The sequence below is a fragment of the Paenibacillus sp. 01T443 genome (assembly GCF_056398325.1).
The window spans coordinates 48,210-60,590 of the sequence record NZ_JBFTPE010000002.1 but is presented as its reverse complement, the minus strand read 5'-3'; the positions used below and the strand labels follow the sequence as shown (position 1 = coordinate 60,590).

Annotated in this window: 14 protein-coding genes; all 14 read left to right on the top strand. The window is 41.7% G+C overall.

Translation table 11 applies throughout. The features are described from left to right. Positions 1-91: 91 nt before the first annotated feature. The 14 genes from AC1DLI_RS02905 (at position 92) to AC1DLI_RS02840 (ending at position 12,368) form a co-directional block, all read left to right on the top strand. Entirely contained in the window at positions 92-316 is a 225-nt protein-coding gene (locus AC1DLI_RS02905; protein WP_308997078.1) for a hypothetical protein, read from the top strand. A 34-nt stretch (positions 317-350) separates the two neighbouring features. Next, positions 351-752, top strand: a complete 402-nt coding sequence (locus AC1DLI_RS02900) for a spore coat protein (protein ID WP_308997079.1) — start codon at positions 351-353, stop codon at positions 750-752. Positions 753-1,020: 268 nt separating this feature from the next. Beyond that, a complete protein-coding gene (locus tag AC1DLI_RS02895) occupies positions 1,021-1,512 on the top strand; it encodes an Lrp/AsnC family transcriptional regulator (RefSeq protein ID WP_056640011.1) in 492 nt (163 codons plus the stop codon). 15 nt (positions 1,513-1,527) lie between these two features. Beyond that, positions 1,528-2,748, top strand: coding sequence for an aminotransferase class I/II-fold pyridoxal phosphate-dependent enzyme (locus tag AC1DLI_RS02890; protein WP_477599480.1), 1,221 nt, complete (start codon positions 1,528-1,530; stop codon positions 2,746-2,748). Between the two features lie 104 nt (positions 2,749-2,852). Further along, positions 2,853-3,425: a cob(I)yrinic acid a,c-diamide adenosyltransferase gene (locus AC1DLI_RS02885; RefSeq protein WP_477599478.1), complete on the top strand. Its 573-nt coding sequence runs from the start codon at positions 2,853-2,855 to the stop codon at positions 3,423-3,425. After that, entirely contained in the window at positions 3,422-4,384 is a 963-nt protein-coding gene (locus AC1DLI_RS02880) for an RluA family pseudouridine synthase (protein WP_477599476.1), read from the top strand. Before AC1DLI_RS02885 ends, AC1DLI_RS02880 begins: the two co-directional genes overlap by 4 nt. A gap of 36 nt (positions 4,385-4,420) precedes the next feature. After that, entirely contained in the window at positions 4,421-4,801 is a 381-nt protein-coding gene (locus tag AC1DLI_RS02875) for an arsenate reductase family protein (RefSeq protein ID WP_477599474.1), read from the top strand. Between the two features lie 8 nt (positions 4,802-4,809). After that, positions 4,810-6,015 (top strand): aminotransferase class I/II-fold pyridoxal phosphate-dependent enzyme, encoded by a 1,206-nt coding sequence (locus AC1DLI_RS02870; protein ID WP_477599472.1) that lies wholly within the window; start codon positions 4,810-4,812, stop codon positions 6,013-6,015. A 34-nt stretch (positions 6,016-6,049) separates the two neighbouring features. Next, positions 6,050-6,916 carry a 5'-3' exonuclease gene (locus AC1DLI_RS02865; RefSeq protein WP_477599470.1) on the top strand — a complete coding sequence of 289 codons (867 nt, stop codon included), beginning with the start codon at positions 6,050-6,052 and terminating at the stop codon, positions 6,914-6,916. A 240-nt stretch (positions 6,917-7,156) separates the two neighbouring features. Next, positions 7,157-7,495 (top strand): ArsR/SmtB family transcription factor, encoded by a 339-nt coding sequence (locus tag AC1DLI_RS02860; RefSeq protein WP_477599468.1) that lies wholly within the window; start codon positions 7,157-7,159, stop codon positions 7,493-7,495. Between the two features lie 334 nt (positions 7,496-7,829). Further along, the gene (locus AC1DLI_RS02855; protein WP_477599466.1) at positions 7,830-8,864 is read left to right on the top strand and encodes a glycosyltransferase family 2 protein; all 1,035 of its coding nucleotides are present in this window, start codon (positions 7,830-7,832) and stop codon (positions 8,862-8,864) included. Then, positions 8,861-10,045, top strand: a complete 1,185-nt coding sequence (locus AC1DLI_RS02850; RefSeq protein ID WP_477599464.1) for a glycosyltransferase — start codon at positions 8,861-8,863, stop codon at positions 10,043-10,045. Before AC1DLI_RS02855 ends, AC1DLI_RS02850 begins: the two co-directional genes overlap by 4 nt. A 17-nt stretch (positions 10,046-10,062) precedes the next feature. Continuing rightward, on the top strand, positions 10,063-11,184 hold the full coding sequence (locus tag AC1DLI_RS02845; protein ID WP_477599462.1) for a polysaccharide pyruvyl transferase family protein: 1,122 nt from the start codon (positions 10,063-10,065) through the stop codon (positions 11,182-11,184). Beyond that, a complete protein-coding gene (locus AC1DLI_RS02840) occupies positions 11,181-12,368 on the top strand; it encodes a glycosyltransferase (protein ID WP_477599460.1) in 1,188 nt (395 codons plus the stop codon). The genes AC1DLI_RS02845 and AC1DLI_RS02840 overlap by 4 nt, the downstream gene beginning before the upstream one ends. Positions 12,369-12,381: the final 13 nt, after the last annotated feature.

The window sequence follows — 12,381 nt, the reverse complement described above, 5'->3', positions numbered from 1 at the left end:
TAAAGGAAATATAGCTCATAATACGTTTGGCACGAAAAAAATGGATTAGCATGCGAATAGCAAGCCAGTACCGAAATAAGGAGGATGACTTATGATTCAGCCAATGACAGCGAAAGAGCTGGAGTACATTGCAGACTCTATGTCCAACGAGGACTTGTTAATTAAGCAATGTGCAGCTTTAGTAGCAACAGGCACTACTCCGGCTCTAACCAATTTATGCTCGCAAATGATACAAACGCATCAACAGCATTATGATTCATTGCTGCATGCGATATCGCATCACCAGCAGATGGCTCCAACGCAGCCGCAGCAATAAGGATATCCAACTAACGCTTAGGAGGTAACACGCTATGTATCAGCAGCAACAAATGCAATCGATTTTGTCGGAAGAGGATTTGGCGAGCTCGATCCTGGCTGATTTAAAAAGAGTTGTTCGTGAATACGTCACGGCCGCAACGGAGTCAACCTGTCCGGATATTCGCCAGCTCTTCACGAAACTAACAGACAGCACTTTGGCGCTTCAGGGGCAGTTGTTCCAAGCGATGCAGCAAGCGAATATGTATAATGTTTCATCGCCGGCGCTCCGTCAAGAGCTTGATAAGCAAGCGAAGGAATATCAGCAAACAAAGCAAAAAACGAATCAGTTTTTGCAGCAAACGCTTGGCGGGCAGCAGCAGAGACAAACCATGTATACGCCGAATATGCATCAGCAGTCCGGCCAGCAGCAGAACGGTCAACCGTATTATATGTAAAGACCCCTTTGGGGTCTTTTTTATTTAAATCTTATATTTCACCGCGAAACGAGATTTTGCCGCCAAGGACGGCGTCAGCCGTTTACGCTTGTTCTTTTACATAGTAAGAACGGCAAGTTAACGATCAATAAGGCAAGTTTATTTACCCTTGATTGGGGGCCGGAAGCAGCTTTAATATAGGCTTCAGCCTTAGGCATTGATTGCACGGGATTCAAAAACGGTGTAAAATATTCTTTATAATCGCAGTCGTACTGGAAGGAGTTATACAATGACCGAATTACAGTTGAAAGTGCTTGAACTGCTGAAGGAAGACGCGCGAAGGGATGCAGAGTTGATCGCAACCATGCTGGCCGTACCGACCGAGGAAGTGAAGCAAGCGATCGCCGAGCTTGAGAACGACCATATCATCGTGAAATACGCAACAGTTGTGAACTGGAGCAAGATCGATGACCAAAAGGTAACAGCACTAATCGAGGTACAAATTACACCAGAACGCGGTCGCGGATTCGAAGGAATCGCCGAGCGCATTTATTTATATCCGGAGGTAAAATCGGTTTACTTGATGTCCGGTGCCTACGATTTGTTAGTTGAGGTTGAAGGGAAAAACTTAAAAGAGGTCGCCTCTTTTGTATCCAATAAATTATCGCCGATCGATGCGGTATTATCGACCAAAACATTTTTTATATTGAAAAAATACAAACAAGACGGCATTATCTTCGAGGAGCATGAAGGTGATCATCGATTGATGGTTTCGCCGTAAAAAAGGGTGATGGCAATGATTAAAGACGAAGAAAAACATCCCTCCACACCTGTGCGGCGTCAATCGATGGCCGATTATTTGTCCCCGCTCGTTCGGGACATTAAACCGTCGGGTATCCGTCGGTTTTTTGATTTGGTCAGCACGCGCAAGGACGTGATTACGCTAGGGGTCGGCGAGCCCGATTTTGTGACGCCATGGCATGTAAGAGAAGCCGCCGTTTACGCGCTGGAAACAGGCAAAACCCAATACACATCGAATGCAGGTATGCCTGAGCTGCGCGAAGCAATTGGTCAGTATTTAAATGATCAATTTGCCGTGGAGTATAATCCTGCAAACGAAATTTTGGTTACGGTTGGCGGCAGTGAAGCAATCGATCTTGCGCTGCGCGCTTTCATTGCGCCCGGTGATGAAATCTTGATTCCAGAGCCTTGTTATATTTCGTATTCGCCGATTACCGCGCTTACTGGCGGCAAGCCGGTAGGTATCGAAACCTTTGCCAAGGATGAGTTTAAGCTTAAGGCAGAAGCGCTGCAAGCGGTTATTACGCCGAAATCGAAAGTACTTATATTATGTTACCCAAGCAATCCGACTGGCGGAACCATGACCTATGAGGATTGGCTGCCGATCGCGAAGCTTGTGGAAGAAAACGATCTTATCGTAATCTCGGATGAGATATATGCCGAGCTTACTTACGGCTCGAAGCATGTAAGCTTTGCCGGTATGCCCGGCATGAAGGATCGAACGATCCTCGTCAGCGGCTTCTCCAAAGCTTTTGCCATGACAGGCTGGCGGATGGGCTATGCATGCGGCCATCCCGATCTTATTGCAGCGATGCTCAAAATTCACCAATATACGGTAATGTGCGCGCCAATCATGGCACAGTATGCGGCGCTTGAAGCGCTTCAGCATGGCTTGGAAGAGAAGGACCGTATGGTTGAGGCGTACAACCAGCGCCGACGCCTCGTCGTGAAGGGCTTTCGTGATATCGGGCTCGATTGTCATGAGCCGCAAGGGGCGTTTTACGCTTTCCCTTCGATCGTATCAACGGGCTTGACGAGCGAGCAATTCGCACAGCGACTGCTGGATGAAGCGAATGTAGCGGCGGTGCCGGGCGATGTATTTGGTCTCGGAGGCGAAGGCCATCTTCGCTGTTCTTATGCAACTTCCGTTACCAATCTAACCGAAGCTTTAGATCGAATTGGCGGTTTTGTAGAGCGCTTAAAGCAGCAAGGGTAACCAGGTACACGTTACTTCACTTTCACGAGCAGCAGGTCAGGAGAATATCCGGCCTGCTGTTTGCATGATTAACCAGTATTAGATGCATGAGGAGGCTGAGAAGGTTGAAATTATATACGAAAACGGGAGACAGCGGTCAGACATCCTTGATTGGCGGAAGGGTACGGAAGGACGACGCGCGTGTTGAGGCTTATGGCACGATTGATGAGCTCAATTGCTTTGTTGGCTTAGCAGCGGCAGAAGCGGATAAGCATGAGGAACTTGCGGAAATGTCGGCTTTGCTCATCGACATTGGGCAGGAGCTGTTCGACTGCGGTTCGGATCTTGCCTATGCTGTAGAGGGGGCACCTTTAAAAATCTCGGCAGAGCCGGCTGAACGGCTGGAAAATTGGATTGATCAATATGTTACAGAAGCGCCGGAAATTACGAAATTCATTTTGCCAGGCGGAAGTTCGGTTTCTGCGCAGCTGCATGTATGCAGAACGGTATGCCGCCGAGCAGAACGACGCGTTGTCACGCTTGCTGCCGAGCATCCCATTAACCAAGAGGTACTAACGTATTTAAACCGCTTGTCCGATTTTTTCTTCGCGGCTGCAAGAGTAGCCAATGCGAAGCTTGGCGTTCCGGATATTGAATATATTCGAAGCGCGGAAGTGTTCCGGAAACCAAAGAAATGACGGATCTTTTAGAGCAATTATATTATCGGCCGTTAGTCGCTGTGGTTCGCGACGCGGAGCATGGGAAAACGGTGCGAACCGTACTAGAGCGGCAGCTAGGCGTGTCGCGTAAGCTGTTGTCGCAGGTGAAGCTGACAGAGCATGGGCTTACGGTGAACGAAGTCCGTGCATATACAACCGCTCCCGTTGCCGCCGGCGATATTATACGCGTACGCATGGAGCGGGAGGTTTCCGAGGATATTTTGCCTCAACCTATCCCAATACAAATCGTTTTCGAAGACGAGGATCTTCTCATTATCAATAAGCCTGCAGGTATGATCGTCCATCCTACACACGGGCATTACACGGGCACGCTTGCAAACGGGGTCGTGTATCACTGGCAGGAAAAGGGGGAGCGTGTGCGCTTTAGGCCCGTTCACCGCCTTGATGAGGAAACCTCAGGATTGGTTGCGATTGCGAAAACATCTTATGTGCATCAACAGCTGTCAGAGCAAATGCAGGCGAACGGTTTTTTAAAGCTCTACCGCGCTTATGTTTACGGAAGCCCCGTGCCAGCGCAAGGCACAGTGGATGCGCCAATTGACCGGAATCAAGACCAGCCTCATATTCGAATAGTCACGCCTGAGGGCTATCCGTCTATTACTCATTATGAGACCATATCAAGCTTTGGATCTTCCACGGGCAAGGCAGCCGCGGCTGCCGTTCGCTTAAAGCTGGAAACGGGCAGGACGCATCAAATTCGCGTTCATATGAAGCATATAGGCTGTCCGCTTATCGGGGATAAGATGTACGGTCCTGAGGAAGGGTCAATTGATGACTGGGAAAGTACGGTCGGTCGTCAAGCGCTGCATGCTGAGATTCTTGGATTCACGCATCCGCTCACGAAAAAATGGATGGAATGGCAGGCATCACTGCCGCCTGAGCTTGAATTATTAGAGCAGAAGCTGTCGGAAGGATAGCGAATTGGTCACATACCTATTGGAGGATTCATCACGATGACAAAGCAAAAGCAATTAACCATCATTCAATATCCTAAATGCAGCACATGCAAAGCAGCGATTAAATCGCTAAAAAACAAAGGGAATGACGTCGTATCCCGCGATATCGTTGAACAAACGCCTACAGCCGAGGAGTTGAAGGTGATTGTTGCGAACAGCGGATTGGAACTGAAGAAATTTTTTAATACATCGGGCGAAGTTTATAGGGAGCTTGGCTTGAAGGACAAGCTGGCTTCTATGTCAGAAGATGAGAAATACGCGCTGCTTGCATCAAACGGAATGCTGATTAAGCGTCCAATCGTAACGGATGGACAAACCGTTACGGTAGGCTATAAGGAAGAGCAATACGAACAAGTTTGGAACAACGGAAAAGGGTGAATAAACGAATGTCGCAAACCAAATGGCGATCGAACAGGCTGTCGCAGTTAGGGTCATCGATTTTTGCAGAAGTCGCGGCGTGGAAGCGGTCAGCAGCAGAAAGCGGGCTTGATATTATCGACCTTGGCATCGGAAGCCCGGATCAGCCGCCTTCGCCGGCTGTCAGGCAAGCGCTTAGTGAGGCGGCTTTGCGCACGGATATGTATGCCTATCCAGCTACAAAAAGCGGCTTGCCCTTTCGTCAGCATGCGGCGGAATGGATGAAGCATCGTTTTAACGTGGAGCTTGATGCCGCCAGCGAGATTGTTACGCTGCTTGGTTCACAGGATGGACTAGCGCATCTGGCAATGGCGCTTTGCGATCCAGGAGATATGGCTCTGCTGCCTAATCCGGGTTATCCCATTTACGCAGGGTCATTAGCGCTTGCCGGGGTGGAAGCAGTTCTGATGCCGCTAAAGGAAGAAAACGGCTTTATGCCTGATCTGGATGCTATTTCTGATGCGGATTGGGACAGAGCTACCTTTATTTTGCTCAATTATCCGAACAACCCTATCTCAGCGGTAGCAGACGTTGCATTTTTCGAGAGGCTCATAGATAAGGCTCGTCGTCACGGCGTATTAGTCGTACATGATCTTGCTTACTCGGAAATGGGCTTTGACGGCTGCGAGCCGCCAAGTATATTAGAGGTTCCGGGTGCGCTTGACCAAGCGGTTGAATTTCATTCCTTATCCAAGAGCTTTAATATGGCTGGCTGCAGAATAGGCTTTTTGGCCGGGAATCAGGCTGCGGTCGGCGCGCTTCGTGAGCTAAAAGCCAATATCGATTACGGTGTGTTCGATCCCGTTCAAGAGGCTGGCATAGCGGCCTTGAAGGAAGCGATTGCTGGCGCGGAGCTGCCAAAGACCGGAAAGCTTTACGAGCAGAGACGTAACACATTTATTGAAGCGCTTCGTGCTGAAGGGTGGCAGGTTCCAGCGCCAAAGGCAACCATGTTTGTATGGGCGCAGCTGCCTCCGATGCAATGGTCGCAGGACGAACCTTGGACATCAAGACGGATTTCCCAGGAAATGCTGCGGCAAACCGGAGTTGTTGTCGTTCCAGGGGAAGCCTTCGGCTCCGAAGGCGAAGGTTATGTGCGGATAGCGCTTGTCGAAGACGAAGAACGATTGAAAGAAGCGGCGAAAAGGATTGGAAACTTTATTCGCGGGCAATAAAGAGGTTAATGAGTGAGAGAGGGGTTATTAAAATATGAGTGAGCAGCGTTTGCTTTTAGTTGATGGCATGGCGATTTTATTTCGGGCATATTTTGCAACATCATTCGGAGGTAGCGTTCGTAAAACGAGCGCAGGCGTACCGGTAAACGCCGTGCATGGATTTGTTCGTTATTTCATGGACGCGATCAACACCTTTAATCCAACGCATGTGGCTTGCTGCTGGGATATGGGAAGCACCACATTCCGGACTGAGCAGTATGACGGCTACAAATCGAATCGTCCTGCCGCACCGGAGGATTTGGTGCCGCAGTTTGATCTTGTAAAAGACGTTGTCGCGAGCTTCAATGTACCGAACATAGGCATTGCGGGATATGAAGCGGATGACTGTATCGGAACCTTGGCTGCAGCACTGAAGGATCAAGCGCAAATTTTTGTCGTGACGGGCGATCATGATATGCTTCAACTGGTGGATGAACGTGTGTCGGTTGCCATCATGAAGAAGGGAATCGGCAACTATATGGTGTACACGCCAGAGACCTTAATGGAAGAACGCCAGCTAACACCGATTCAAATTATCGATATCAAAGGTCTCATGGGCGACACCAGCGATAACTATCCCGGTGTAAAAGGGATCGGCGAGAAGACGGCTCATAAGCTGATTCAAGAGCATGGCTCTATCGAGGGTCTTCTGGCAAATTTAGAGGCAGTGTCCAAAACGATTCGTGCTAAAATCGAAGCGGATCTGGCTATGCTTCATTTGTCCCGCGATTTGGCTACGATCCGCTGTGATGTGCCGGTATCGGCAGAGCTTGAGGGCTGCTGCTGGGCATATGACCGCGACAGCGTCCTGCGGAAGTTTGAGGAGCTGGAGTTTAAGAGCTTGGTTGCTCTTATCGGATAATTAATGGAGATCTCCTTACGCATGTACCAAGCGTGGTGAGGAGATCTTTTTAAAGTGATGTTGTGAAAATAGTAACGAATATTCTTTGACAGGAATATTCCATAAAGTGTATATTTGTATTATAAGTTAACGATCAGTTCATAGGGAGCCGAAGGGTTTGGCATTTCCTTAGGTACAGGCGTTTTCTAACACCAAAGAATGCGGTATAAAATATTTGTTTTTTCGAATTGAGTTGAGGTTATGAAAGAGACGATTTTTAACGCTCTCGCGGAGCCGAATCGGCTGCATATTGTCGAACTCCTGCGTAATGGTCCGCTATCCGTGGGGGAAATTGCTGATCAACTCGGACTTAACCAGCCGCAAACCTCTAAGCATCTTCGCGTACTTAGTGAATCTGGACTTGTTGAAGTTAAGCCAAGCGCGAATCGACGCTTTTATCAGCTCCGAACGCAGCCGCTGATTGAGCTGGATGATTGGCTTGAGTCCTTCCGCCGCATCTGGGAGGAGAGGTTCGATAATCTGGATGATTATTTACGCAAGCTGCAGGCACAGGAGAAGCTGTCGGGAGATAAGGAATAAAAAGGTCGATGGGTATTGGGCAACGCTAAAAGAATATAAGTAACCTATATAAAAAGCTAAAAACGCCGAAAATGCTGATTTTCGGTGTTTTTAGCTTTAGTAATTAAAACTTGGGATGGATGTTGTTAATGATAAGAATTGAATTTTACATTGACGTGTTCATTATAAAGAACTACTATTAAAGTATGGTCTCGTATAGATCATAAAATTGTTTGATTTTGCTGGGGTAGGCTTTTTTTTTGATATAGTGTTCTTTATTGAGAATTTAACTGGATGGTATGTTTTTTAGTAATTTAATCATATTTAAAATATTAGCTGTTTTATGGAGGTTAGAATGTTTCCAAAAGTAAGTGTAATTGTACCTGTATATAATTGTGAAAAATTCATTTCCAAATGTTTAGAGAGCATATTGAGTCAAACGTACTCCAACATTGAAATAATTTTTGTAAATGATGGATCTGTTGATCGTAGTGAAGAGATCGTATTTGAGTATAGAGAAAAAGATAAAAGAATATTGTACTTTTATCAAGAAAATAATGGTCCATCTGAAGCTAGAAATAAGGGAATTCTGGAGTCAACAGGAGATTTCTTAGTATTTATTGATTCTGACGATACTGTTGATAAATATTACATCGAATTGTTATTAAGCAAAATGATTAGTACTGGATCTGACTTAGTTTGTTGTGGTTATAAGGATATATCCAAGTACGGGGTACTTAACTATACGGATTTTGATTTTGATGAGGTTGTTTCCAAACATTCATTTATGAATATGGTGTGTAAGGGAACAGGAGGAGTTCTGTGGAGTAAAATTTATAAAAAAGAAATAATACTTAAAAATAATATTAAGATGGACAAAAATATTTTTATGTCTGAGGATTTAATATTTGTATTACAGTATGCGGTTCACTGCAATTCCTTCGCTGCAATAAAAGGGCACCTGTATCACTATAATAGACTTAATGAAAACAGCATAAGTTCTAATATATCAATTGATTATCTGCAAAATAATATTAATGTTTGCATGCATATTGAAAAAATATTTAATTCTGTCGAATTCCATGAAAATATAACAAAAGAGATCATTACGAAACGGATTCAAGATATAGTCATTAACTTAGTGGAGCAGCAGAGTATAAATTTCAAAGCATTAGGCATGAAAAATGCCATAGGTAATGTAAAACAAATTTTATCAATGCAATATGTAGGGAAATACTCAGGAGATTTTTCAAGCAATAATATTTTTTATAAACCATATATATTTTTAGTGAAAAATAAATTTATTAGGCTAAGTATTATTTATGGAAGTTATTTATATAAATTGAAAGGATATAAACAGAAAATAAAAGAAAAAGTGGTGAGTACGTGAAGAAAAAGCTATTGTTTGTTATCGATTCCTTATCTATAGGCGGTGCAGAAAAAAGCTTAGTTTCACTATTGAATTTGATTGAACCTTCAAAATACGAAATAGATTTATTGTTATTTAAAAGAGGAGAAGATCTTGAAAGATACCTCCCTAAGCATATAAATATTTTACCTGTGCCTGAATATTTTAGATTTCTTAATCATGAAAAATTCGCAGCAGCCAAAAACATTACATATTCATATTATAAAATTAAAACTTCATTAAATTTGAGGTTAAATAAGTATGCAAAAAAAACATTACATAGCGAGCAAGTGGTGTATAAAAACTTAGCTAGAATAATATACCCCATTGAGAGTATGTATGATGTAGCAATCGCTTATAGTCAAGGAATGCCTACCTATTTTGTTGCAAGTAAAGTCAAGGCATCAAAGAAACTAGCCTGGATTAATACAGACTATGTAAATACACTTTACGATAAAGAATTGGATTATGAATCGTATAAGAACATTACTAAAATAATAGCTGTTTCTCAGCACACGAAAGAATCAGTAATGAAGATTAGAACTGACTATGACGACAAGATCGATATCGTATTTGATATTGTTAATCCCAATTTAATCAACACGATGTCGGAAGAAGTTGAAATTAAAGAATTTGATAAGACAGTCATAAATATATTAACTGTTGGCAGGCTAGTTTCTGCAAAATCGTATGAAAGTGCTATTGGGGTTGCGCGTTTATTGAAAGATTCGGGATATAGGTTCAAATGGTTTGTAATCGGCGAGGGTCCAGAGAGAAAAAAACTTCAGGAATTAATAGTGGAGAATGATTTATTAGATAGTTTTTTCTTGCTTGGGAAGAGGCTGAATCCCTATCCATATATGAAAAATTGCGATATATATGTTCAAACTTCAATAAAAGAAGGTTTTGGACTAACTGTTTGTGAAGCGAAAATATTGAAAAGGCCTATTGTATGCTCAAATTTTCATACAGCAAAAGAAATCATAAATAATAACATCGATGGACTAATCGTAGAGCATAATAAAAATAGTATATTCAATGGAATCAAAAAGTATTTAGATGATTCGAACTTTAGAGAAGAGATCGTTAAGCAGTTGAATATTGAAGAACCGTATAATTCAATTAATCAATTAAATAAATTTTACCAATTAATAGAAAATTAAAGAGCGGTGATAATGATATGAAAAAAATCTTTGTAGACATATACTTGGCATTTAATTTAGGTGATGATTTGTTTTTAGATATCCTAGCAAGAAAATATCCAAACTGTGAATTTACGCTTAATTATGTGGGAAGTAATTATGATGAATTTATATCTCAATACGAGAATCTTAATAGGCGTAAATACACGATTTTTAACAAGATCGGCCAGCGTTTGAATGTTATTGATTATTTAAATAATTATGAAAGAATAGCAAAAGAACATGATGCGCTTATTTTTATAGGCGGCTCCATATTTAGAGAAGAGGAATACCATCGATCTTTATACAAGGATAGAATGAATCTTGTCAAGGAGTTTAAGGACAGGAATAAAGCTGTTTTTATATTAGGTGCTAACTTTGGCCCCTTCACGACCGAACAATTCTTTAGTGACTATCTTGAGTTTTTTAAGCAATGTGATGATGTTTGTTTTAGGGATTTGTATTCATATAACTTATTTAAAAACTTGTCACAAGTTAGATACGCACCAGATATTGTTTTTCAAATGGATATGGAAAGATATAAAGGATCAGCAATAAAAAATCGAGTTGGCTTCTCAATAATCGATGTAAGACATAAAAAAGGACTATCTGAGTACTACGATAGCTATATAAAAAGTACAGTGAAATCAATAGAGCTGCTAACGGACAAAGGTTATGAATGTTATTTAATGTCCTTCTGTGAAGAAGAAGGCGATCTCGAAATCATAAACATTATAAAATCATCACTTACAACAAGCACGTTGGAAAAAATTGAAATATATGATTATAAAGGGGATATAGATGAAGCCATTCGACTAATTGCTTCATTCGAATTGCTCGTTGCGGCAAGATTTCATGCGAATATTATCGCTTTGTTATTGGAAATTGGTTTGATGCCTGTAGTGTATAGCAAAAAAACAAGTGAAATGCTTGGAGACATAAACATGGATAAGGTCTTAATAAATATGAATGAACTCCATTTACAATATGATGAAAGCACGATAAAAAGTTCTTTTAATAACAAAACAGACCTCGCTTCGATCTCAAATGATGCTAAAAATCAATTTAAAAAGCTAAATGAGTTTATAGAATATCAAAGTCAGTATTTGGAGAGAGTATGAAGAAAAAAGTAGTGTTTATGTCAATAAATATGAATGTAGGCGGAACAGAAAAGGCACTTCTCAATATGCTTTCAGAGATCCCAAAAGACAAGTATGATATTACGCTTCTTTTGTTGGAAGAGTATGGAGAGTTTCTAAATCATATACCAAGAGGAGTTCGTGTTGAATATTTAGAAGGCTATAAAAAGATAAAAAACACGCTAAATCAACCACCCAAAATATCCGTCTGGGAGCTTGCTAAAAGAGGACGCTTAATAAATGCGGTTAAACTAGCATTCATTTACACACTATCTAAGATTACGAGTGATAAGCGTATATTCTTTAAGTATATTTTATCTGGTTTTCCAAAACTGAATGATGAATATGATCTTGCAGTAGCGTATGCCGGTCCAATGGATTTCATAAGCTACTTTGTCGTGAATAAAATCAAATCAATAAATAAAATTCAATGGATACATTTCGACATTACGAAAATTGGTTTTGATCAAAGCTTTGCGTTAAAAATATATAGTCGATTTAATAAAATATTTGTTGTATCAAATGAAGGAAGAAGCAAGCTAGTCGATTTTGTGCCCGTTCTAAGGGAGAAGACGGATGTCTTCTCCAATATAATATCTTCACAATTAATTAATGCCCAAAGCAAAGAGGGGACAGGATTTAAAGATAATTTTGATGGTTTAAGAATATTAACCGTGGGTAGATTATCATTTGAAAAAGGCCAAGATATAGCTATTCGAGTATTACAGAGATTAATCAAAGAAGGTTATAAAGTTAGATGGTATTGTATCGGAGATGGGAGTTATCGAACGAAATATGAGAAATTAGTCCAGGATTATAATTTAGAAGAGGAATTTATATTTATGGGTTCTGATCCCAATCCTTATTCATACATAGAACAGTGCGATATATATGTACAGCCATCAAGACACGAAGGTTATTGCATAACTCTTGCCGAAGCCAGATGCTTGAAAAAACCGATAATAACGACTGATTTTACAGGTGCAAAAGAACAGATCAAACATGAAGAAACAGGCTTAGTTGTCAGCATAGATGAAAATGAGATTTATAATGCGGTGATAAAGTTGATACATAATCGTGTGTTAGGTAATACATTTTCTGCTAACTTATCTAAAGAAACCTTCAACACGACACGTGATATGGAGAAAATTTATGCACTAATTTAGTTTTTGCTTCGTG

Bases quoted from the DNA above. Each gene is read 5' to 3' on its own strand.
- AC1DLI_RS02855 (WP_477599466.1), top strand. From the start codon at position 7,830: ATGTTTCCAAAAGTAAGTGTAATTGTACCTGTATATAATTGTGAAAAA.
- AC1DLI_RS02870 (WP_477599472.1), top strand. From the start codon at position 4,810: ATGTCGCAAACCAAATGGCGATCGAACAGGCTGTCGCAGTTAGGGTCA.
- AC1DLI_RS02845 (WP_477599462.1), top strand. From the start codon at position 10,063: ATGAAAAAAATCTTTGTAGACATATACTTGGCATTTAATTTAGGTGAT.
- AC1DLI_RS02875 (WP_477599474.1), top strand. From the start codon at position 4,421: ATGACAAAGCAAAAGCAATTAACCATCATTCAATATCCTAAATGCAGC.
- AC1DLI_RS02900 (WP_308997079.1), top strand. From the start codon at position 351: ATGTATCAGCAGCAACAAATGCAATCGATTTTGTCGGAAGAGGATTTG.
- AC1DLI_RS02880 (WP_477599476.1), top strand. From the start codon at position 3,422: ATGACGGATCTTTTAGAGCAATTATATTATCGGCCGTTAGTCGCTGTG.
- AC1DLI_RS02890 (WP_477599480.1), top strand. From the start codon at position 1,528: ATGATTAAAGACGAAGAAAAACATCCCTCCACACCTGTGCGGCGTCAA.
- AC1DLI_RS02895 (WP_056640011.1), top strand. From the start codon at position 1,021: ATGACCGAATTACAGTTGAAAGTGCTTGAACTGCTGAAGGAAGACGCG.
- AC1DLI_RS02840 (WP_477599460.1), top strand. From the start codon at position 11,181: ATGAAGAAAAAAGTAGTGTTTATGTCAATAAATATGAATGTAGGCGGA.
- AC1DLI_RS02860 (WP_477599468.1), top strand. From the start codon at position 7,157: ATGAAAGAGACGATTTTTAACGCTCTCGCGGAGCCGAATCGGCTGCAT.
- AC1DLI_RS02865 (WP_477599470.1), top strand. From the start codon at position 6,050: ATGAGTGAGCAGCGTTTGCTTTTAGTTGATGGCATGGCGATTTTATTT.
- AC1DLI_RS02905 (WP_308997078.1), top strand. From the start codon at position 92: ATGATTCAGCCAATGACAGCGAAAGAGCTGGAGTACATTGCAGACTCT.